This is a genomic window from Mangrovimonas yunxiaonensis (genome assembly GCF_000733475.1).
Classification (GTDB): domain Bacteria; phylum Bacteroidota; class Bacteroidia; order Flavobacteriales; family Flavobacteriaceae; genus Mangrovimonas; species Mangrovimonas yunxiaonensis.
In genome coordinates, this window is the sequence record NZ_JPFK01000005.1 from 350,717 (window position 1) to 374,754 (window position 24,038).

Sequence of the window (24,038 nt, forward strand, 5' to 3'; positions counted from 1 at the left end):
TTTGTTCCGAACTAAATGTTACTTTTGCATGGTAAAATTAAAATGACGATGAATTTAATAGCAACAAGAAAGAGTGAACTGGTAGAGAAATTGGGTATTTTCTTAGAAAAAAAAGAGCAAATGGCTCCTGTGGCCGCAAGGATTTTTTCATACATTATTTTAACAGGAAAGCAAGGCACAACCTTCGAAGATTTGGTGTCTAACCTCTGTGCTAGTAAAAGTACCATTTCTACGCACCTAAGTCATTTACAGGATTTAAAAAAAATAGACTATTTTACTAGACCAGGTGACCGAAAGAAATATTTTACCATAAACAAACACACCATGATTCAAGGAATTAGCGATATGGTAGAGGAGTGGAAAAACGAAAAACAATTACATATAGAAATAAAGGCCTATAAAGAAGATGCCAACAAAACGTTAGAAGAAGAAAACCAGTTCGAACTGGGGTTTCACGATAGTTTTATAGACTTCTTAGATGGGGCAATGACATCCATAACCAAATTAAAAGAAACAATAATCAATAACAAACACTAATACAAGTCAAAAAAAATGAAACGATTAAAGACATATAGCCTACTGGTTTTTGGTATTTCGGCCTTAGCAGTAAGCAGCTGTAAGCAGGAAGCACAACAAGGGCCGCAGCAGCCCCAAGTATTACCTTTTGTGGTTTCAGAAATGCCACAAAAAGACGTAACGTCTTACATAGCCTATCCCACAACAATAGAAGGTACCATAAGCAGTGAAGTACGCGCGAAAGTTTCTGGTTACATTCAAAACGTATTGGTAGACGAAGGCCAAAAAGTAAAAAAAGGTCAGGCGTTATTTAAGCTAGAAACCCAGTCGTTAAGCCAAGATGCCGAAGCCGCCAAGGCTCGTGTAAACGTGGCGCAAGTAGAAGTAGATAAACTTATTCCGCTTGTTGAAAAAAACATCATTAGCCAAGTGCAGTTAGAAACAGCCAAGGCTAATCTAGCACAGGCTAAAAGCGCTTATAACAGTGTGGTGGCCAACATTGGTTACGCGACTGTAACCAGCCCGGTAGATGGTTATGTGGGCGCCATTTCTTATAGAGAAGGCTCTTTGGTAAGCGCCACTAGCGCCAAACCTTTAACCACAGTAGCCAGCATTGATAAGGTGTACGCTTACTTTTCAATGAACGAAACCGAATACTTAAATTTTTTACAACAAACCGAAGGCAAAACACGTCAAGATAAAATAAACAACTTTCCGAAGGTAGGATTGTTATTGGCCAACGGTCAAGCTTACGACCAAAAGGGCACCATAGAAACCGTTACCGGACAAATAGATGCCAACACAGGAACAGTAAGCTTTAGAGCAACATTTAACAACCCAAACCTGTTGTTAACCAACGGTAACAGCGGAACGATAGAAATTCCGAAGCATTACGAAAATTCCGTAGTTGTACCACAATCGGCCACCTTCGAGCAGCAAGGACAAACCTTTGTGTACAAAGTAGATGAAAGTAATACAGCCATAGCCACCATGGTTACGGTAAAAGATAAAGCTGATGGGCTTTATGTTGTAGGAGCTGGTATAAAAGCAGGCGATCTTGTTGTAGTAAAAGGCATAGGCAAGCTGCGTAACCGCACCCCTATACAACCTCAAAAAGTTGCTTTCGATAGTATTGTAAAGCCTATCAAACCACTTTTTCAATAACACTTAGAAGCTAGAAATCATGTTAAAAACCTTTATAGAAAGACCGGTATTATCTACCGTTATTTCCATTATCATTGTTATTTTGGGTATTTTGGGCTATACAACATTGCCTGTAGAGCAGTACCCAGATATTGCACCGCCTACCATTCAGGTAAATGCGACCTATCCGGGCGCCAGTGCCGAAACCATTCTGGAGAGTGTTATTATTCCTATCGAAGAACAAATAAACGGTGTGGAAGGCATGACCTATATGACGTCTTCTGCATCTAATAACGGTACGGCCAATATTACCGTATTTTTCGACCAGGAAATGGACCCCGACATTGCGGCGGTAAACGTACAAAACCGTGTGGCTAGAGCAAATCCGTTATTACCACAAGAAGTAATACAAACCGGGGTTACCACACAAAAGCAACAAACATCGGCATTAATGTTCCTTTCGGTATTTTCCGAAAACGACGATTACAACGCTACCTTTGTTCAAAACTATTTAAAGATTAACGTAATACCGGCCCTTCAAAGGGTAAACGGTGTGGGTAACGTAAACGTGTTCTCTAACCAAGACTACGCCATGCGCATTTGGTTAAAGCCCGAAAAATTAGCGGCTTATAACTTAATCCCTTCAGAAGTAACAGCAGCGTTAAGAGAGCAAAGTTTAGAAGCTTCTGCGGGCTCGCTAGGGCAAAACGACGGCCAAGCATTTTCTTATAACATTAAGTATAGTGGGCGCTTTAAAACCGAAAAGCAGTACGAGGATATTGTTATTAAAGCTCTGGATAATGGAGAGTACCTGCGTTTAAAAGATGTGGCTAAAATTGAATTGGATTCGCAAGGCTACGATTCTTATGGGTTTACCGAGGGGTACCCAAGTGTAAACATGGGTATTTATCAAACAGCGGGATCTAATGCACAAGAGATTATAGAAGAAATTAAATCGGAGTTGGAACGCTTGTCGCAAGATTTTCCTGAGGGCATTAAATACGAGATCAATTACGATACGAACAATTTCCTAACGGCATCCATGAACAAGGTAAGAAACACCTTAATCGAGGCCTTCTTATTGGTGTTCTTGGTGGTGTTTATTTTCTTACAAGATTTCCGTTCGACCCTAATTCCAGCAATTGCAGTACCAGTAGCTATTGTAGGTACGTTCTTTTTCTTGAATTTGTTTGGGTACTCGATTAACCTATTAACCTTATTCGCATTAGTATTAGCCATTGGTATTGTGGTAGACGACGCCATTGTGGTGGTTGAAGCCGTACATGCCAAAATAGACCAAGGTGAAACAAATGCCAAAACCGCAACACTAGATGCTATGCACGAAATCTCGGGAGCCATTATCTCGATTACCTTGGTTATGGCTGCGGTATTTATTCCTGTTACCTTTATTCAAGGACCTACGGGGGTGTTTTATGAGCAATTTGGGGTAACGCTAATTGTCGCCATTTTAATTTCGGCAGTTAATGCCTTAACCTTAAGTCCGGCACTTTGTGCCTTATTCTTAAAAGGGCATGAAGAACACGAAGATAAAAACAAAAGCTTTTTGCAGAAATTCTACGACAGATTTAATGCAGGCTTTAATGCCACTACAGAGCGTTATGGAAAGTCATTAGCCTTTTTATATAAAAACAAATGGATAACGGCGGCCATACTCATACTTTCTGGAGTAGGTATTTGGTGGGCGGCAAACACCACACCAACAGGGTTTGTGCCTAACGAAGACCGTGGAATTATTTTTGTAAACGTCGAACTGCCTGCTGGAGCCTCTATGGATAGAACCAACATGGTAACACAGGAGTTGTATGAGAAAGCAAGACAAATTCCAGGGGTTAGAGGAATAACCCTAATTAACGGTAGAAGTTTAATTAGTGGCGCCGGTACCAACTACGGGTTGGGCTTTGTAAAGTTAAAAGATTGGGAAGAGCGCGAGAGTGAAGACCAATCGGCAAATGCTATTATAGGAAAATTGTTTGGGGTTGCAGCAACCATTCCAGATGCCAATATTATTTTCTTCGCACCACCAAGTATTCCAGGGTTTGGACTCTCGGGAGGGTTTGAAGTAAACTTAATGGATAAGTCTGGCGGTAGTTTTGAAGAGTTAGATGCTACCACCCAACAGTTTATTGGCAATTTAATGAAGCATCCGGAAATTCAGTACGGACAATCATCATTCAATACCAAATATCCCCAATACGAATTGGATATCGATGTGCCATTGGCTAAGAAATACGGGGTTTCCATAAGCAGTATATTTTCAACCTTACAAGGGTACATCGGTGGAGTTTATGCCGCAGATTTTGCAAGGTTTGGTAAGCAGTACCGCGTGTATGTCCAGGCGCAGCCAGAAGACCGAAGCGATGCCAATTCCCTAAACGAACTGTACATAAAGACCGGCAGTGGCGAGATGACACCAATCACCCAATTTGTGAATTTAAAACGGGTGTATGGCCCACAATCGGTAACGCGTTTTAACCTGTACAATTCAGCTAAAATAAGTGGGGCTTCCAACCCAGGGTTTAGTACTGGTGATGCCATTGCTATCGTAAACGAAGAAATTAAAAACCTGCCGAGCAACTACGAGGTGGCCTATTCTGGCCTATCGCGAGAGGAGGTGAACGCCGGTAACCAAACGGTGGTTATTTTCTTATTGGTAATTGTATTTGTTTACTTTTTATTGGCTGCCCAATACGAAAGCTATATTTTACCATTAGCAGTAATCTTGTCGTTACCTTTAGGGGTATTTGGAGCCTTTTTCTCGACAAAGGTTATGGGGCTGGAGAACAACATCTATTTCCAGATTGCCTTGATTATGTTGGTTGGGCTCTTGGCTAAAAATGCCATTCTAATTGTGGAATTTGCCGTACAGCGCCGCCGTCATGGTGAAAGTCTGGTAGATGCCGCTATTCATGGCGCCAAAGCACGTTTACGCCCTATTTTAATGACCTCTTTTGCCTTTATTTTAGGACTAATGCCTTTGGTGTTAGCAAAAGGTGTAGGTGCCGAAGGAAATAATTCTATTGGTACAGGAGCAGCAGGAGGCATGTTTATAGGAACCATTTTAGGGGTGTTTATTATACCAATCTTGTTTATCCTGTTCCAGTGGTTGCAAGAGAAAGTATCCAGTAAGCCCGTTGTTGTTGAAACTAAAGAAAATTAATCATGAATGCTATTTTAAATAAAAGCTTAATCGTGGTTGTCATGGCCACCACCCTACAAAGTTGTTTTGTAGCCAAGGATTATGTGCGTCCGGAGTTGGAAGAAACAGAGCACTTATACCGTACCGATAATTTGCCACAAGACAGCTTGTCTATGGCAGATGTATCGTGGAAAGACATGTTTACCGACACGTATTTAAAGCAATATATTGAAGAAGGCCTACAGCATAACCTAGACATTCGCGTTGCCTTACAGCAAATGGCGGCAGCCGAAGCTTATATGAAACAAGGCAAAGCGGGCTATTTGCCCAGCATAGGGATTGGCGCAACAGCGACACACCAGGAGTTGGCAAAAAACAGTCAGTTTGGAGCGTTTTTCGACGGAAGCCTGCAGCAATTCGAGCTTACCGGAAACCTGTCTTGGGAAGCCGATATTTGGGGTAAAATAAGAAGCACAAAAAGAGCCGGTGAAGCTAGCTACTTGCAAAGTGTAGCCGCCCATCAAGCGGTAAAAACCCAATTGGTTTCGGCCATTGCTTCAACCTATTACCAACTGGTAGCCTTAGATGCTCAATTAGACATCACCAAAAAAACCATTGCTACCAGAGACAGTAGTGTGGTTACTATTAAAGCCTTAAAGGATGCCGGGAATGTAACCCAAGTGGCGGTAGATCAAAACATAGCGCAATACAATAACGCCAAAGCCTTAAAGGTAGAATTGGAAGCTGCTATTTTTAAAACTGAAAACACATTAAATCTGCTTTTAGGCAGACCTGCCGTGGCTATTGAGCGTAGCACACTGGACGGCCAGCAGTTAAACGCCGAGGTTAAATTGGGCGTTCCTACGACCTTGCTACGAAACAGACCCGATGTTATGGCAGCCGAATACGGATTGATCAATGCCTTCGAGATGACCAATGTCACACGAAGTCAATTCTACCCGTCGTTAACCTTAACGGCCAACGGTGGTTTTCAAAGTTTGGAATTGGACGAACTGTTAAGTGCCAATTCGTTATTTGCCAATATAGTTGGCGGTTTAACACAGCCTATTTTTAATAAGCGTGCCATAAAAACCCAACACGAAGTTGCCCAAGCACAGCAGGAACAAGCGCTGCTAAGCTTTAAGAAAACATTGCTTACGGCCGGTAACGAGGTGTCTAATGCACTGTTTGATTACAAGGCCGAAACCGAAAAATTTGAATACAGGGAGAAAGAAGTTGAAGCCTTGCGTAAGGCCGAAGCCAATTCTGAGGAACTGCTTAAAAACGGCTATGCCAATTACTTGGATTTGTTAACAGCAAGACAAAGTGCGTTAAGCGCCGAATTGAATATGATTAACAACAAATTAAACCAGTTGTTAAGCATCGTGAATTTATACGAAGCCCTTGGTGGCGGATGGCAATAAAATGAAGAAGAAAAGTAAATAAATTTAATAGAGCAGGAGTGTCGTTTTTTGATACTTCTGCTTTATTTTTATAATAAACTAATTAGAAGAATGACGAGTAAGCGTGACGTTTTGGAGTGTTCTGTTTCCAACTTCACCAAGTTTGGAAGCAAACGTTTTACTATGGATGAGCTTGCTTCGGAGTTGGGAATTTCTAAAAAAACCATTTATAAATACTTCGATAGTAAAGAGGCTTTGGTTATAGCAAGCGTACAGTACTTAATAGACGATTACAACCAGACATTAGAAGCTATGTTGCGTGGGCAAGACGATCCCATTGCACGCATAATTATAATGTACGAAAAAGCATTTGAACGGTTAAAGTACTTTAAGCCTTCTTTTATTTTTGGACTTAGAAAGTACTATCCGACAGCCAATAAGGTGTTTGATGATTTTCGGGATGATTTTGTTAGGGTAAGGGTGTATAACTTGCTAAAAGAGGCTCAAGAAAGTGGGATTTTAATGGCAGGTGTTAACCTAAACTTATTCTGCGACCTGTATTTTAAGCGGTTTGAGGAAATTGCCTTTACAAATAACAATCTGTTCGATATTTACCCGAGCAATACCTTACTAAACCACACCATTATTTATAGTCTTAGAGGAATTACCAAGCCTTCTTATGTGTTTCCTTTGGCGGAATAAGAACTTATATTGGGGCTAGATAGGAGTTATAAAAAAGGTGCTATAATTTATAGCACCTTTTCTAAATAAAATGACTATTTCACAAGAAGTTCTGTTTTGGTTTGACCTGCGATGGTTATTTGTATTAAATAAATTCCTGCGGACAAATCTTCAGTGTTTGAACTGATTATGCTTCCAGAATCTTCCATGAAATCAACTTCTGTGGGATTTAAATTAAAATCAAATAATTGAACGTCAACAGTTGATAAATCGATAGCGTATGAAAAATTAAGGTGTATAGCTTCAGCTATCGGTACTGGATAAATGGTGACTTCAAGATTCTGTCTGAATTTTAATACAGCCGAACCGGCACTGTCTTCTACCGTAATTTCAATAGTATCTGTGGCCGTATTTCCACTACTATCAGTTGCTGTGAGAGTAACCGTATAAACCCCAATAGATGTAAATATGGATTGGTTAATATCCAATGAAGCAACTTCGCAATTGTCTGAGGAGTTTCTATGAACATCATCAGTAGTAATGTTGTAAGCCGACATGCCATTAAGATCTACCACAAAATCATTTAGGGTTGATACCGATGGATTCAAATTATCTACAACATAAAGATTGACCATTTGTACTGCCGTATTTCCGGCTTGATCGGTTACCATTAACTCTAGCTGATTTAAACCCAAGTTACCGCAGTTAAAATTTGATTGAGAAATTTCAAAAATCAAATCTGTCGAAGCTGTGATGTTGTCATAAGAACCATTATCAAACTCATTAGCTACTACCGAAGCCTTTCCTTGGTTGTTTAAATAGATGGTGACATCATTCGAAATAATGGTTGGATCTAAGCAATCTGGGTCGGTATAATATGCGGTCCAGTCATCCTTAATCCAGCCTATTGGAATAGCGTCCGGATTGTCAACGCCTATACAAAATAAATCGGGATTGTTTAGGGTATTCAAATCGTTTAATGAATTAAGGTCTCTTACATCAAGGGTATTTAATAAATTGGATTCGGCATTTAACAATTCCAAATTATTAAAGTTTTCAACGATCAAGTTTACTAACTGATTGTCGCTAACATTTAAACTTATTAATGAATTCCCACTATTCAAACTGTTTAATTCCTCTAAGTTGTTAAATGACACATCCAAATTTTCCAGAGACGTATTTTCTGTTAAATTGACTGTGTTTAGAAGGTTGTTTGAAATGTTCAGGTGTGTAAGATTTATAAACCCTTCTATCCCTTTAAGGTCTGATATGGACTTATTGCTGACGTCTAATACCAAAGGGGTTTCGGCATCGGTTCTTAAAATATTTCCAGTTAAACCATTTGAATCAATGTTCAAGTCAATTAAGGCCTGTTCAAAATTTGGATCTGGAATCAAGACCACGTCGGGTTCATTCCCACAATCCAAGCTTAATGTTACTCCAAGATCCATGAGCCAACCATTATAAGGGGCTTGTGTGTTATCATTGGAATCTGCCATGATACACGTTAATAAATTGTTGGTAGCGTCAAACTGTAGCAGATTGACGTTATTACCATTTTGAACATTTAAGATTTCCAGTTGGTTATTATAAACATAAAGCGATACTAATTGCGAATTGGATGAGAGATCCATGTCATCAATCATATTGTGGTGAACTGAAAGCAGTTGAATGTTTGGAATATTTCCGGTATTCAACCTGGTTAAGTTGTTATCATCCAACAATAGAGATTCTAAATTAGGATACAAAGTTGGATTGAAATTGGATAATCCTGTGCTGGATAAGTCTAAATGCAATAGCGAAGGACTTCCAGTAGCAGCTGTTATCAGTTTTAATCCATCATTATAGCTGGCGTTGAGGTATTCCAAAGATTGATTAACTGATATGTCCAATTGATCAATATTATTTTGGCCAGCGGCTAAATTCAAAAGGTCAACATTTGATAAAATGTCTAATTCTTCCAAGTTGTTCTGATGGACATATAAGTACATTAGATTGACATTATTGGACAAGTTCAAAGTTGCAAGATTATTATTGCCAATATGCAAGGTTTCTAATAAGGGATTTCCGGTTGTGTCTAAGTTGGTCAATTGATTTTCTCTTGCATCCAATGATACCAAGTTTGCTAAATCAGATACATCTAGTTGGGTCAATTGATTTTGCCATAGTAGGAGTGTATCAACTTGATTTAATCCTGCAAGATTAATAGAGCTCAGTTGGTTTCCTCCTGCGGAGACACGTTCCATTAATGTATTAGATGATAAATCCAACTCGGTTAATTGATTATAATACACCCATATTTTTTCTAATAATACATTTTGTGACACATCAATACTGGTAAGCTGGTTTTCCCCTGCTTGCAACTCTGTAATATTTACAAACGCTTCAATACCTGTTAAATCACTAATATTTTTCCCACTTATACCTAAATGACCAGTAGTAGCTTCTGCATCATTACGCAATAACCACGTATTCACTATACCGTCACTATCAATACCCAAGTCTACTAAAGCCTGTTCAAAGTTAGGGTCAGGAATATAGACATGCTCCGGTTTGGTATTGCAGTCACTGCTGTAAATGGCATGGGCATCTTTTACCCAATCTGAAGGAATATTTTCAATCACATCTTCATCTGCTTGAATACATTCTAAATTTGGGTTTCCATCAGCCGAGAAAGAAGCGCTTGTCCAATTAGGTGGTGTAAAATTAATGTTGTTGCCATTGGCAATATTCAAGTTTGTTAATTGGTTATAACCACATTGAAGGAATGTTAAGTTTGTATTGTAAGAGACATCCAAACTTGTAAGGTGGTTACCAAGTAAAATAAGCTCTTTTAAATTCGGATTATTTGAAACATTCAAGTTGGTAAGTTGATTTGACCATAAATGCAGAAACTCCAAATTCGAATTTAAATCAACATTGAGCGTTTGTATATTACATTGATTAGCATATATATCTTTTAATAAAAGATTTGAACTGAAATCTAAATGAGCAATCTCATTCCCATTTAAGTTAATCCCTACTAAGTTTACAAAAGCTTCTATTCCTGTTAAATCAATAATCTTACCATTTACATTAGGTAAGCTAGGGTTTGTTAAAGGATCATTTAATCCTAACCCCACAACACCGTTAACATCTTGTCTTAAAACAGAAGTATTGACAACCCCATCGCTATCTATTCCTAAATCAATAAGTGCCTGCTCAAAATTTGGATCAGGTATATAAACAAAGTCGCCACAGTCTTCACTAAAGGTTTTCCCTGAATTAATCATAGCTTGAGAAATTACAGGGTCGGCATTGATACAAGTAAGGTTTGGTGTGTTGAAAACTTGGAAAAATGTAATATTAGAATTATTACCATTTCTTATATCCAAATGCGATAAATTTAAGTTATTATTGATATTAATGAACTCTAAGTTTATATTATTAGAGAGTTGTAAGGATGTTATATTGTTGTTGGTTGCAAAAAACATTCTTAAACTCACGTTGTTTGAAGCATCAATATTTGATAAATTATTATTATCCAAGCCTATTAAATCTAGGTTGATGTTTTGTGATAAATCTATTGTTGCAACTTGATTTTCATATAAATAAAGAGTTTCCAGTAAACTATTTTGAGTCAAATTGACATCATTAATATGGCCATAATTGCAGCTTAAATAAATTAATTGAGTATTACCCGATAAATCTAATGTTTCAATTTCATTATAATCACAAGTTAAACTAGTAAGATTTATAAAAGCTTCAATTCCTGTTAGATCATAAATCTTTTCTGTTACATTTTGAATTAACGGATTCCCTTGAAAGGTAAATGTTACAAACAATGGATTGTTTAAATTTAATTCTACTACCGCTTCCGCATCACTCCTTAACAAACCCTGGTTTACAACACCATCACTGTCAATCCCCAAATCAATCAATGCCTGTTCAAAGTTGGGGTCTGGAATATAGACAAAGTCTCCACAGTCTTCACTAAAGGTTTTGCCTGAATTAATCATCGCTTGAGAAATTACAGGGTCTGCATTAATACAAGTAAGGTTTGGTGTGTTAGTTACATCAAAATAGCTGATACTTGTATTATAACCGTTCCTTAAATCTAAGTGTGAAAGATTAAGATTATTATGCAAAATTAAAAACAGCATTCCTGAATTACCACTCAAATTCAATGATTCTATTGTAGATTCTGTAATCCAAACTTGATTAAGTAAAGGAATAGTCCCAAAGTTCACATGTTGTAAAGTTGAATTGTTTACAGCAAAAAACTTATACAGATTTACGTTATTACTCAAATCAAGAGTTGAAATAGGTAAATTACCTATTGACAATTGATTAAGGTTAATGTTTAATGAAACATCTAGCGTTGTCATTAGGTTTGATCCACAAGACAAATAAGTAAGACTTGTATTTTGCGATAAGTCAATACTGGTCAAATTATTCCCACCAATTATTAAATCATTAAGATTAGTAAAAGCTTCAATACCAGTTAAATCAGAAATATTATTATTGCTAACATTTAACTGAGCTGTGACTGCTTCTGCATCACTTCTTAACAAACTCTGATTTACAACTCCATCACTGTCTATTCCTAAATCAATCAATGCTTGTTCAAAGTTAGGGTCTGGGATATAAACAAAGTCGCCACAGTCTTCACTAAAGGTTTTACCTGAATTAATCATCGCTTGAGAAATTACAGGGTCTGCATTGATACAATTAAGGTTTGGTGTGTTTGATGCTATAAAATAATTCATGTTTGCATTGTTCCCATTCCTTAAATCTAAATGACTTAAGTTTAGATTATTCTGAATTTGTAAATATTCCAAACTTGAATTGTTAGATAAGTCAAGAGCCACTAAATCATTATCAGAAACATCTATACCTAAAAGATTTATGTTTTGTGATAAGTCTAGATTAGTAAGTCCATTATTTTTAACATACAGCTCCTGTAAATTGATATTTTGTGATAAATCAATTGAGGTAACACTGGTATAGGCTATGTCTAATTGAATCAGTTGAGCATAATTAGTTACATCTAAATCAGTAATAGCATTATTTCTCAAGTTGATACGCTCTATAATATTAGCATTTGAAAATGAAATGCTACTTATAGAATTATTGTCTGCATATAAATCTTTAAAATTATGGTTTGATGATAAATCTAAAGATGTCAATTGATTATCCCAAATACCCAACAAAATTAACTCAGTATTAGAACTTAAATCTATTGAACTAATTTGATTATACTGACAACGAAGATCTTTTAAATTTATAAAGGCTTCTATTCCAGATAAATCTGAAATGTTTTTATTACTTACATTTAAATACTCCGTTACTAATTCGGCATCACTTTTTAATAAACTCTGGTTTACTACCCCATCACTATCTATACCCAGATCAATCAAGGCCTGCTCAAAATTAGAATCTGGAATTTCAACTAATTCTTCAATTGAGTACGTTAATGTGGTGAAATTGGCCGTTACTTTATAATATCCTGCTGTTACAGGGATATTAACTCCGTGTAAATCTAAGATACCATCATTATCAAAGTTGACTTCTCCATCACCATAATTCCAACTCCAGTCATTATTTAACCTGAATTTAAATTCTCCATCTATCAAGTGCACATTAGCCACCCAATTGCTGGTTGTTTCATTATACTCCATAGGAAAGTCAGGACTACTTCCCCAGTTATTATAGGCTGATCCTACAATGCCCCATATCTCTTGATAAGGTTCAATTGAATATGTAAGATCATTTAAGTTGAGGATTACTTTGTATGTTCCCTGCGTAACAGGAATATCATTGGCATTTGGTGGCGCATCTAGAATACCATCACCTTCAAAATCGCCGTAATTTCCAACGTTCCAATCATTATTAGCTCTAAATTTGATGTAGCCGTCTGTAAAGTCGGTAATGATTTCAAAGACATTGTTGATTTCGGTAGTATTAAACTGAACGTCTGGCCCTATCCAGCCATTAGGAGTGGCATTTCCTACTATTCCCCAAGTAATTTCAACAACTTCATCTATACCATCGCAATCTTCATCAATGCCATTATTTGGTATTTCAGTAGCTCCAGGATTAATGCCATTGTTCGAATCATCACAATCAGTATTATCAGATACATAGCCTGCAGGTTGTTCATTAGCAGTTTGCGTAGAGGCTAAATCACCAAAGGTATCGCCATCCGTATCTGCATACCAAGTTTTAAGATCAAAGCCATCACAGTCTTCGTCTATTTCATTATCTGGTATTTCAGTAGCTCCAGGATAAATACCATTGTTTGTATCATCGCAATCTGTATTATCTGAAACATAGCCTGCTGGTTGTTCATTGGCTGTTTGCGTTGAAGCTAAATCCCCAAAGGTGTCACCATCCGTATCTGCATACCATGTTTTAAGGTCAAAGCCATCACAGTCTTCGTCTATTCCATTATCTGGTGTTTCAATAGCTCCAGGATAGATGGTATCATTCGAATCATCACAGTCTGTGTTATCAGACACATAACCTGCTGGTTGTTGATTAGCAGTTTGCGATGTTGCTAAATCCCCAAAGGTATCGCCATCAGTATCTGCATACCAAGTTTTATGATCAAAGCCATCACAGTCTTCGTCTATTCCATTATCTGGTGTTTCAATAGCTCCAGGATAAATACCATTGTTCGAATCATCACAATCTGTGTTGTCAGATACATAGCCTGCTGGTTGTTCATTAGCAGTTTGTGATGTTGCTAAATCCCCAAAGGTGTCACCATCAACATCTGCATACCAAGTTTTAAGATCAAAACCATCACAGTCTTCGTCTACTCCATTATCTGGTATCTCACTAGCACCTGGATAGATGGCACTATTTGAATCATCACAATCGGTATTGTTGTTTACGTAGCCTGTTGGTTGCTCATTGGCTATTATGACAATACTTGGATTACCATATAAATCATTATCTGTATCAGCAAACCAGTTTTTTAAATCAAAACCGTCACAGTCTTCATCAATATCATTACCAGGAACTTCAGTTGCTCCGGGGTTAATCGCTGGATTAGCATCGTTACAATCTACATCATTTGTGTAACCATCCCCATCAGCATCCACTAAGGTATTATCTAGTGTAGCAGGATTACAGTCGTCATCCTTTCCATTGTTTTCTATTTCAACAGCATCTGGATTAACTGTAGCATCAGTATCATCACAGTCTGTGTTATCAGACACATAACCTGTTGGTTGTTCGTTGGCTGTTTGCGTAGAGGCTAAATCCCCAAAGGTATCTCCATCCGTATCTGCATACCATGTTTTAAGATCAAAGCCATCACAGTCTTCGTCTATTTCATTATCTGGTATTTCAGTAGCTCCAGGATAAATACCATTGTTTGTATCATCGCAATCTGTATTATCTGAAACATAGCCTGCTGGTTGTTCATTGGCTGTTTGCGTTGAAGCTAAATCCCCAAAGGTGTCACCATCCGTATCTGCATACCATGTTTTAAGATCAAAGCCATCACAGTCTTCGTCTATTCCATTATCTGGTGTTTCACTAGCTCCAGGATAAATACCATTGTTCGAATCATCACAGTCTGTGTTGTCAGACACATAGCCTGCTGGTTGTTCATTGGCTGTTTGCGTTGAAGCTAAATCACCAAAGGTGTCACCATCCGTATCGGCGTACCATGTTTTAAGGTCAAAACCATCACAGTCTTCGTCTATTCCATTATCTAGTGTTTCAGTAGCTCCAGGATAAATACCATTGTTTGTATCATCACAATCTGTGTTATCAATTACATAACCAGTAGGTTGTGTTTCTGCTAATTGACTAACATTTGGATTTCCAAATCCATCATCATCAGCATCTTGATACCATGTTGTATCTGTACCACCACCGTTATAGGCTAATACGGTTACTACCACATCTTGAGTGCTGATGTTTCCTAAGGCATCTGTAGCTGTAATGGTTACTTGATTTTCTCCAACATCAGCAGTAGTGTAATTGTATTGAGGTTGCGCCAATTCAACAGAAACCAATTCACAATCATCATAAGTACCATTATCCACATCAACTAATGTGAGTAGGCCTTCGCCAGTTTCATCTAATTGAACAGTAATGCTTGGATTTACAACTATAGTTGGTCCTCCAGTGTCATAAACATCAATATCTTCTAATAACTTAATTTGCGAATAATCGCCACCTGCATTTTTTAGACGTAGGGAAAGGTCATGAATATCACAGAGTTCATTATCTGTAGGAATAGAAATAGTGTATTCATCAGGGTTTCCTGTTGGTGTTAAACTTACTAAGGCTTCTTCATCAGGGCCAAAGGTTCCATTGAAAAGGTACTCTACTCCTACTAACTGCTCTAAATCTCCCGTTTCAAAGAGTGTATTATCAATAACATAGAATGTTTTACGGTCAAACATGCTCCACGAACCGTCCAAGTTTTGAGCACGAATTACTAGTTGATGATATCCGCCTTCCAAACTTCCCAAGGGAATAATTAAGTTATCTTGAATTTCACTAGGGCTACCCGAGATACTAATAGCTGTGCCATTACCTAAACCAGGATCTGTATCAAACCAATATTCCATTGTCGCAAGATTTGAAACAGCCTCACTCCCTGAAAAAGGCTCGCTGACATAAAATGTATTTAAATCGTAAAGACTCCAAATGCCTTCAGTATTTTGAACTCTTATACCAATTTTGTGGAAGCCTTGTTCTAAACTTCCCAAAGGAATAATATAACTTTGGTTTAACTCGGTTGTTGCTCCAGAAACTGACAAAGGAATACCGTTGCCCATACCAGGGTCCGTATCAAACCAGTACTCAGCGGCTGATAAACTTATAATTGGATCACTACCGGAGATTGGCTCACTGATATAGAATGTATTCTGGTCGTACATGCTCCAAACACCTTCGGTATTTTGTACTCTTAGTCCTAATTTATGAAATCCTTGATCTAAATTACCTAAAGGCAAAACAAAGCTTTCAGTTAAGTTTTCAGATGAAGTTGAAATAGATAATGCGGTTCCATTACCAAAGCCTGGATCTGTATCAAACCAGTACTCAGCTGAAGCTAGATTAGCCACTGATTCACTACCTGATAGTGGCTCACTAATATAAAAGGTAACGGCTTTGTAAAGACTTAAAGTATCTAAATCGTTCTTGGCTCGTATTGTGAGTTTATGAAAACCCGATTCCATTCCTGAAAGTGAAATGTTCAAATCTTGGGTGATTTCACCCGTGTTGGTATTTGCTGCAACTATGGTTCCATTACCTATACCTGGATCGTTACCAAAAAAGTACTCAAAAGATTCTATGCTTTGCGCCTGTAATCCTACAGTGCTTATCAAAAATAAGCCAAGCAATAAAATATTTTTCTTGATACTAGGAAATAGGTTTAAAACCATGGTTGAGCGTATTTTTCTTAACGCTCTCATAGTTTCTAGTGTGCTTTGGCTTCAACAGTTACATTAATATTACCATTTTTTGGCACAGCACCAGTATAGGTTACAATATCAAAAGTGGGAATCCCTCTAGGGTTACCTAAGTACTTAAAATTAAACCCATTGTTAAATATTCCTAACTCTGAACCACCGCCACCACCAGTAAGTGCTGGAGAACTGGCTTGAAGGGTAAGATCATCTTCTGGTCGGGCTGCTGGATTGTAAGTTGAAGTGCCAGCAAAACTGGTACTTACTGTAGAATCTACATTAGTAAACAATGGGTCTGTATTTATTAAGCTTCCATTATGTTCAAAAGTACCAGTTCCTGTATGATTTAAAGTAAAGTCGCCTGTACCATAATTATATATAAGATTGTTTGAGATATTCCAGTCACCAACACCTGAAAAGGTTATAGTTCTATTGTTTGCGCTATTATTGATAAACATATTGTTATAAATAATGGCAGTTTGAGCAGCTGCATTATTAGAAAAACTCATGTTAGAGGTATGCTTGAAAATATTATTAGCTACAATTATGTTTGTTGGATTATCTATACTTCCTCCAGAGCGTATAATATTGTTTGATATCAAAACATTTGTTGCTGTAGCATATTGATTGAATGAATTAAAATAACAACCTCTAACCGTAACATCATCAGCTATACCACCAGCATATGCTAAATAAAGTGTTGAAAATTTACACTCATAAATTTTGGTATTTGAAGTATTTGAACCACTATATGAAGCATAACAACTTGAGAAACTCAATCCTTTAATTGTAACATTATCTGCCTGAACAATAACACTTGTCAAGTTTGAAACCTCACTAGGTTCACTGTGCGAACGCCCTATAATAGTCAATGGTTTGTTAATGGTAGCACTTCCATAGCTAGTAGCCGAGGGTTGTACATAAATAATATCCCCATCACTAGCAGCATCTATGGCTGCTTGAATTGTAGTATATTGCGTGGTAGATTGTGGCCCGTTGTCTATAATGATAGTGTTTTGGGCTTGGGTTGCTGTCACGAATAAGAGTAAAACAGCAATTGTTTTTAAAAGGTTGGGTCGTAACGTTTTCATTGTATATTAAATTATTGGTTAATAGCCAGATTTATAAAAAGCATTGCGCTTTTGATACCATGAAGGAGTAGGGAAAATACGTGCGAATTGAGGAGTCCTATTCTTGTTAAATAGTATGTTGTAAACTTAGATGCTATAGGCTATTAAAGAAATACCTGATGCTGGGTATTTTTTAAGAAGAGAAACTGCACACATGCATGGACAGTTTTAATTCTCAACATTCCTCTCAGAGTTTATGATTAATAGCGTTTATAAATTTATTCTATAATTATTAGTAAAACAATACTCAATTTGAGTATTTTTTAATCACTTTCATAGAAGCAAGGGTTGCTTCTTGTTTGTGTGTAGAAAAAAGATTGTTGAATAAAGTGAAAATAGGTCAAAATTTCATTGCAAACTGAAAGAAAGAAATGAAGCTTCAACAAATGGGATTGAATGTGTCTTTACGAAAAGGGAGCAGTAAATTTTAAAACAAATAGCTCAAGGAAAAAAAGCAAAAGACATAGCTAAAGAATTGTATATATCCACCCTTACTGTCAATACTCATAAACGGAATATTTTAAAGAAATTCCATTGCAAAAACATTTCACATTTGGCGGCTGTTTGTGTTAAAGAAGGTCTTATTTGAAACCAACTCCTTTTAAACCACACCATTATTTATAGTCTTAGAGGAATTACCAAGCCTTCTTATGTGTTTCCTTTGGCGGAATAAATTATTTTTGCCGTATGAAAGGCTCATGAACAAGAGCTGTAAACCCACCGAAAATGAAAAAAGACATACAAATTCCCAAAGTTGAAGGTGTTTATATGGCGGCCATAAACCAATTTAACGACACCCACAGAACGCACGATTGGAACGTTTACTTAATAAACGACAACGATTACGCTTTAGAAACGGTTTTAATCGTTTCTTTAGGATATTCGGCAGACAAAAAAACGTCTGTTATGCGCCATAAGTTAGACGTTTTACCAGCTAAAAGCTACGCAAAAGTCGAGTTTTTACAGGAAGATGTCTTGGCTTTAACCAATGAGTTTAAAGTAACTTTTTTTAAGGCGAATACCATGCTTGATAAAACGTACACCTTCGCCGAGAACACCATTAATAAGGACGCCTTACAGGCTGTTCCGGTTATGAACGAGCAAGGTGTTTTACTCGGGTAGTTTAATCTAGTTTTTCGGTTAATTTCTTAAATACCTTTTTCGGGTTTTTGCCTTCGTATAGCACATCGTAAACCGCATCGATAATAGGAATTTTGGTCTTTTTGCTACTTTGGGCGTTTAGTAAATGGGCGCTTTTGGTGGCGTAATAGCCTTCGGCAACCATATTCATCTCCATTTGAGCCGATTTTACCGTATACCCTTTGCCTATCATGTTGCCAAACATACGATTTCGTGAAAACAGCGAATATCCGGTAACCAGCAAATCGCCAAGGTAGGCCGAGTTGTTAATGTTGCGTTTCATTTTATGGCGCTTTTTTATAAACCGTTTCATTTCGCGAATGGCATTGCTCATTAACACGCTCTGAAAATTGTCGCCATACCCCAAACCATGCGCAATACCAGCGGCAATGGCATAAATGTTTTTCAGCATAACAGCGTATTCGGTCCCGATGACATCGTCGCTAATTTTGGTTTGAATGTAATCGCTAGACAATGTTTTGGCTACTTCTTTGGCTTTGTTGGCATCGGCACAAGAAATGGTTAGATAGGACAAACGTTCTAAGGCAACCTCCTCGGCATGGCAAGGGCCTGCAATAACAACAATGTTACTAAAAGGAATGTTGTATTCGCTGTGAAAATGTTCTCCTACCAGTTTTCCAGATTCTGGAATAATACCTTTAACGGCCGAAACAAGAATTTTTTGAGAAATATCGACGGTAAGTTTTTCGAGTTCAGAGTGCATAAATGCCGAAGGCACAACAAAAATAAGCACATCGGCCCAATGAGCAATCTCGTTAATATCGTTGCTGAGCTTAAGTTGTGAGGGATCAAACTCTACCGAACTTAAGTAGTTTGGGTTGTGGTCTTCTTTTAAGAGATGCTCCTTTATATAAGCACTGCGCATGTACCAGCCCACTTCATTTAAGTTTTCGCACAACATTTTTACAATTGCGGTAGCCCAGCTGCCAGCACCAAAAACAGCATATTTTAAAGGTGTTTCCATCTGTGGATTAAAAAATTAGTTCGTTCAAAAGTACGCAAAATATCACTGTTTGTAAAGCCTGTTGTTACAAGCTTTTTAATTTTTGGCATGCGTTTTGAAAAGGTTATGAAAGTAACCCTAAAATTTATGGCTTATGAGACCTTTAAAACTACTTTTAGCATTCACGCTAACCGCCTTTTTATTTACATCGTGTATTTACGAAGAAGCAGTTGTTTACGATACTTATAATCCAACCCCAACAACACCCATCGTAACAGCAGACCAATTGTTGCATTCTTACGAACTGTGGTATGTAGATATTAACCAAACCATAGGGTATGGCGAGACGCCTTTTATGGAAATAGCTTTTACCTTATCGTTTAGAAATGGGGTGCTCTATGCCAACAACAATTTAGTAGGCTTTGAAAGCCAAGGGAACGGTTTTGGTATTCCGGTAGGTGATTACGATGCTTATAACATGATTTTAGATGTGTACCACGATATAGATGGCTACCAAACATTTGATGTGTACGAAGTAGATTACAATACCATAGAATTGTACAACCCGTATACAGATACATCGTATTTTTTACACGGTTACCAACGTCATACGTTCGATTACGACTTTGTGTTTTACGATAACATTCACTATTTCCTACAAGAATACGAGGCTTGGGAAAAAACCTATACAAGCAGTTATGGGGCACTAAACGAGTTTGATAACGAAAACTATTTGCAGTTTTTGGCTGGAGGCAACGACTCCGAATTTAGAAGCTCTCAAGACCCTGCAGGGTTAAACCCAGATTATCTGTATTGGGATTACACAGGAGTGTATGGCGTAGGCAATGTAGCAAACAACATGTATGTAAAAACATTAACGCTAGATTACGATTATTTTAACAATGAATATTTTGAGTTAAGTGTTGTAAATGACCAACGTATCGAGCTGTACCACCCATCATCTGGAACACTATACGAGTTTACAGGAAGAGGCTACATACAATACATGAAAAATGCTGCGGGCAAACAAACCCAACAGCCTAAAAAACGTAAACAGAAGACAGAGAAAAAAGCAAACCCGAGAGAAAACACAAGAAAAGCATAGATATTTTGGTTGATTAGTTAGTTAGTTGATGAGAGTGCTTTAACAATATATTAATGTTGTAGCACTCTCTTTTTTTAGTATATTGACTTTTTAACTTTTTAAAACGTAATATTAACCTTTAAAATCATACAAACAATTATGGGATTATTTTCATTTATTAAAGATGCCGGAGCCAAGATTTTTGGCGGAAAAACATCAGCAGAAGAAGCTGCCGAAGCTACAGCAGAAGCCGCTGCTGCTAAATTAAAGGCCGAAGAAGCTGCAGCAAGAACACTAGAAGAAACCATTTCAGACTTATCACTACAAGTCGAAAACTTAAACATTCATATAGCTGACGACAAAGCTACAGTTACAGGAGCGGCTTACGACCAAGCCACCAAGGAAAAAGTGGTTCTAGTTGTAGGAAACTCGGTTGGAATAGCTACTGTAGACGACCAAATGACCGTTGAAAACCCAGAGCCTGAAGCGCAGTTTCATACTGTTGTAAGTGGCGACACCTTAGGGAAAATTGCTAAAAAATACTATGGAAACGCGATGAAATACCCTGTTATATTTGAAGCCAATAAGCCTATGCTTAAAGATCCAGATTTAATTTACCCAGGACAAGTACTACGTATTCCTGCGTTGGACTAACCGCATTTATTTAAAAACAGAAAAAAGCGCATTGTTGTAATGCGCTTTTTTTATTTGTAAAAATTCATTTCATCCAAATACTCCCAAACGTTTTCGGGTAGCATGGGTTTAATATTTTTGCCTGCTTTTATGCTATCGCGAATAAAGGTGGAGGATAATTCCATTATAGGAGCTTCAACACGATTAATTTTCTCATGCCCGTCAAAATGGGTTTCAATAGTGCCTTTAGAAATGCGTGGGTACACATAAATATCGTGATGCTCTAAAATAGCCTGGTAGTTTTTCCATTTGTGGAACCCCTTTAAATTGTCTTCACCCATAATTAATGAAAACGTATGTTTAGGGTATTTTTCGTAAAGGTGCGCTAAGGTGTTAACCGTGTAATTGGGCTGTGGTAATTTAAATTCAATATTGCTTGGTTTTAGCTTGTCGTAAGCCTCGGTGGCACGATACACCATTTCGTAGCGGTGGTGATCATCTAACAACGAGCTTTTTTTCTTAAACGGGCTGTGTGGTGTAATCACAAACCACACCTGATCTAAATCACTAAATTCTGCCATATGGTTGGCAATAACTAGGTGGCCAATATGAATGGGGTTAAAAGTACCAAAGTAAAGCCCTATTTTCATGCGTTGTTATTTAGAGATAAATTCAGACACTAAGCGATACGATTCTTCTAAAGCGTGCTCTAAGGTGTCGTTAACTACAATATGATCAAATAACGGTGCTGTAGCCAACTCGGCCGAAGCTTTGGCAATGCGCATGTTAATTTTATCGTTGGTTTCGGTCTGGCGTTTTTTAAGTCTAATTTTAAGCTCGTCTATACTAGGCGGTTTTACAAAAATGGCCAAGGTTTCTTCTGGGAATTTGCGTTTAATACGCAATCCACCAGATACGTCAATATCAAAAATAACATGTTTGCCTTTTGCCCAAATGCGTTCGACTTCGGTTTTTAAGGTGCCGTAAAAGTTGTCGCGATACACTTCTTCCCATTCTAAAAATGCATCGTCTTTAATATTTTGTTTAAATGCTTCAAACGATAAAAAATAGTAATCTTTGCCATCTACTTCTTCACCGCGTTTGTCGCGCGAGGTGGCAGAAATAGAAAACTCCAGATCTAACTCTTTTTGTTTAAGCAAATGTTTTACTATGGTAGTTTTTCCAGAGCCTGAAGGGGCAGAAAAAACAATAAGCTTTCCTTTTTTTTGCATTAGAGCACGTTTAAGAGTTGTTCTTTAATTTTTTCTAGCTCGTCTTTCATTTGAACTACCAGTTTTTGCATGGGTGCATGGTTGGATTTTGAGCCAATGGTATTGATTTCTCGACCCATTTCCTGACCGATAAATCCGAGTTTTTTTCCGTTGGATTCTTTGGTGCCTAGAACTTTTAAGAAGTAGTCTAAATGGTTTTTTAAACGCACTTTTTCTTCGGTTATATCGTATTTTTCAATGTAGTAAACCAGCTCTTGCTCAAAGCGGTTTTCGTCTACCTTTTCCTTAATGTCTGCAATGCCTTTTTCCAAACGTGTTCTTACGGCATCAATGCGGTCTGGATCCATAGCTATTACGTCATCCAATAGCTGGTGAATGTTCTCCAGACGTTCTTTAAAATCGGTTTCCAAGCTTTTGCCTTCGTCTAAACGGTACTGCTCAATTTTTTCGAGCGTTTCATCTAGGGCGTTAGAAATGGTATTCCACTCGTCCTCATCAATATCATCACGTTCAGTCGTTACGGCATCGGGTAGGCGAATGGCTATTTTTAACAATTCGGTAGCATCGCCATCAACCACATCCTTAAGTTGTTTTATGTACTCTTTTACAACGGTTTTGTTAATCTGTGACGAGGTTTCTTCACCGGTAATTTCTACATATAGCGAAAAGTCTATTTTTCCACGGCTTAAAGTCGCGGCAATGCGCTTTCTTATGTCGAGTTCTTTTTCTCTGTAAATAGAAGGCATTCTAGCGTTTAGGTCTAGGTTTTTGCTGTTTAAAGACTTTATTTCTAAGGAGATTTTTTTGGTAGGAAGCTGTACCACGGTTTTCCCATAACCTGTCATAGATTGAATCATACACAAACGTATTAAATCCCACTAAGATTTGCCTAATACCAAAGGGTTTTTCATTAAAGCCCTCGGGAGCATGCCTGTAAGGGAAATTTGTTTTGCGCAAAGGTAACAAATTGTTGGAGTTTTTTAAGGATGTTAAACCATTATGCCTGCATAATAAAATACCATACTTTTGCAACAACCAAAAAAACGACATGTATGTTTAAAAAAGAATTTGAAATCCGTTGGAGCGATATCGATGCTAACAGGCATTTGGCCAATAGTGCGTATACCAATTTTATGAGCCATACCAGAATGGCATTTTTAATTGAAAACGGATTTGGAATGCAAGAACTTGCCAAACACAATCTTGGGCCTATCGTGTTTTACGAACATATGTTTTATTTTAAAGAAGCTTTTATGGGACAGCCACTAACGGTTACGCTAGAGGTCTCGGGTTTAAGTGAAGATGGTACATTTTTTATGTTTGACCATAATTTTTACAACCATAAAGGCGACCACCTAGCGCATTGCGAAATGTTAGGAGGCTGGATGGATTTAAAACAGCGACGCCTTACCGTATTGCCCGAGGAGTTGTTACAGATATCCAACACATTTCCCAAAGCCGGACATTTTAAGGCGCTTACCAAGGAGGACACTAGAAAACACGGTAAAAAGCCTGTTAATTTGCAAAACTAAGTGGCTT

16 protein-coding genes are annotated in these 24,038 nt (G+C 37.6%); 10 read left to right on the top strand and 6 right to left on the bottom strand.

The genetic code is table 11. The annotated features are described in order from the left end of the window. Positions 1-48: 48 nt before the first annotated feature. From IA57_RS05775 to IA57_RS05795, 5 genes are all read left to right on the top strand, one after another. Positions 49-537, top strand: a complete 489-nt coding sequence (locus IA57_RS05775; RefSeq protein WP_036120487.1) for a GbsR/MarR family transcriptional regulator — start codon at positions 49-51, stop codon at positions 535-537. 15 nt (positions 538-552) lie between these two features. Further along, positions 553-1,680 carry an efflux RND transporter periplasmic adaptor subunit gene (locus IA57_RS05780; protein WP_036120490.1) on the top strand — a complete coding sequence of 376 codons (1,128 nt, stop codon included), beginning with the start codon at positions 553-555 and terminating at the stop codon, positions 1,678-1,680. A 19-nt stretch (positions 1,681-1,699) separates the two neighbouring features. Next, positions 1,700-4,837 carry an efflux RND transporter permease subunit gene (locus IA57_RS05785; RefSeq protein ID WP_036120492.1) on the top strand — a complete coding sequence of 1,046 codons (3,138 nt, stop codon included), beginning with the start codon at positions 1,700-1,702 and terminating at the stop codon, positions 4,835-4,837. A 2-nt stretch (positions 4,838-4,839) separates the two neighbouring features. Then, complete coding sequence (locus tag IA57_RS05790; RefSeq protein ID WP_036120494.1) at positions 4,840-6,240, top strand: efflux transporter outer membrane subunit; 1,401 nt, start codon at positions 4,840-4,842, stop codon at positions 6,238-6,240. Positions 6,241-6,330: 90 nt separating this feature from the next. Continuing rightward, a complete protein-coding gene (locus IA57_RS05795; RefSeq protein ID WP_036120497.1) occupies positions 6,331-6,921 on the top strand; it encodes a TetR/AcrR family transcriptional regulator in 591 nt (196 codons plus the stop codon). A gap of 74 nt (positions 6,922-6,995) precedes the next feature. Here IA57_RS05795 and IA57_RS05800 read toward each other — a convergent pair whose 3' ends face one another. Both IA57_RS05800 and IA57_RS05805 read right to left on the bottom strand, forming a co-directional pair. After that, entirely contained in the window at positions 6,996-16,322 is a 9,327-nt protein-coding gene (locus tag IA57_RS05800) for a MopE-related protein (RefSeq protein ID WP_036120500.1), read from the bottom strand. A 5-nt stretch (positions 16,323-16,327) separates the two neighbouring features. Next, positions 16,328-17,407 carry a right-handed parallel beta-helix repeat-containing protein gene (locus IA57_RS05805; protein WP_036120502.1) on the bottom strand — a complete coding sequence of 360 codons (1,080 nt, stop codon included), beginning with the start codon at positions 17,405-17,407 and terminating at the stop codon, positions 16,328-16,330. Between the two features lie 475 nt (positions 17,408-17,882). Here IA57_RS05805 and IA57_RS12800 point away from each other — a divergent pair, with 475 nt between their 5' ends. Further along, positions 17,883-18,035 (top strand): response regulator transcription factor, encoded by a 153-nt coding sequence (locus IA57_RS12800; protein ID WP_394359132.1) that lies wholly within the window; start codon positions 17,883-17,885, stop codon positions 18,033-18,035. Positions 18,036-18,172: 137 nt separating this feature from the next. Continuing rightward, positions 18,173-18,568: a hypothetical protein gene (locus IA57_RS05810; protein WP_036120505.1), complete on the top strand. Its 396-nt coding sequence runs from the start codon at positions 18,173-18,175 to the stop codon at positions 18,566-18,568. A gap of 1 nt (position 18,569) precedes the next feature. Here the strand turns inward: IA57_RS05810 and IA57_RS05815 are convergent, their stop codons facing one another. After that, on the bottom strand, positions 18,570-19,571 hold the full coding sequence (locus IA57_RS05815; protein ID WP_036120508.1) for an NAD(P)H-dependent glycerol-3-phosphate dehydrogenase: 1,002 nt from the start codon (positions 19,569-19,571) through the stop codon (positions 18,570-18,572). A gap of 133 nt (positions 19,572-19,704) precedes the next feature. Here IA57_RS05815 and IA57_RS05820 point away from each other — a divergent pair, with 133 nt between their 5' ends. Further along, positions 19,705-20,655: a hypothetical protein gene (locus IA57_RS05820; protein WP_036120510.1), complete on the top strand. Its 951-nt coding sequence runs from the start codon at positions 19,705-19,707 to the stop codon at positions 20,653-20,655. A gap of 138 nt (positions 20,656-20,793) precedes the next feature. Beyond that, on the top strand, positions 20,794-21,288 hold the full coding sequence (gene lysM, locus IA57_RS05825) for a peptidoglycan-binding protein LysM (protein ID WP_036120512.1): 495 nt from the start codon (positions 20,794-20,796) through the stop codon (positions 21,286-21,288). A gap of 50 nt (positions 21,289-21,338) precedes the next feature. Here the strand turns inward: lysM and nadD are convergent, their stop codons facing one another. The 3 genes from nadD to IA57_RS05840 are packed head-to-tail and all read right to left on the bottom strand — an operon-like array spanning position 21,339 to position 23,356. Then, positions 21,339-21,917, bottom strand: coding sequence for a nicotinate (nicotinamide) nucleotide adenylyltransferase (nadD, locus tag IA57_RS05830; RefSeq protein WP_036120513.1), 579 nt, complete (start codon positions 21,915-21,917; stop codon positions 21,339-21,341). 6 nt (positions 21,918-21,923) lie between these two features. After that, entirely contained in the window at positions 21,924-22,499 is a 576-nt protein-coding gene (gene gmk / locus IA57_RS05835) for a guanylate kinase (protein WP_036120516.1), read from the bottom strand. Beyond that, positions 22,499-23,356, bottom strand: coding sequence for a YicC/YloC family endoribonuclease (locus IA57_RS05840; RefSeq protein WP_036120519.1), 858 nt, complete (start codon positions 23,354-23,356; stop codon positions 22,499-22,501). The genes gmk and IA57_RS05840 overlap by 1 nt, the downstream gene beginning before the upstream one ends. A gap of 195 nt (positions 23,357-23,551) precedes the next feature. Here IA57_RS05840 and IA57_RS05845 point away from each other — a divergent pair, with 195 nt between their 5' ends. Continuing rightward, complete coding sequence (locus tag IA57_RS05845) at positions 23,552-24,031, top strand: acyl-CoA thioesterase (RefSeq protein ID WP_036121359.1); 480 nt, start codon at positions 23,552-23,554, stop codon at positions 24,029-24,031. Positions 24,032-24,038 lie beyond the last annotated feature (7 nt).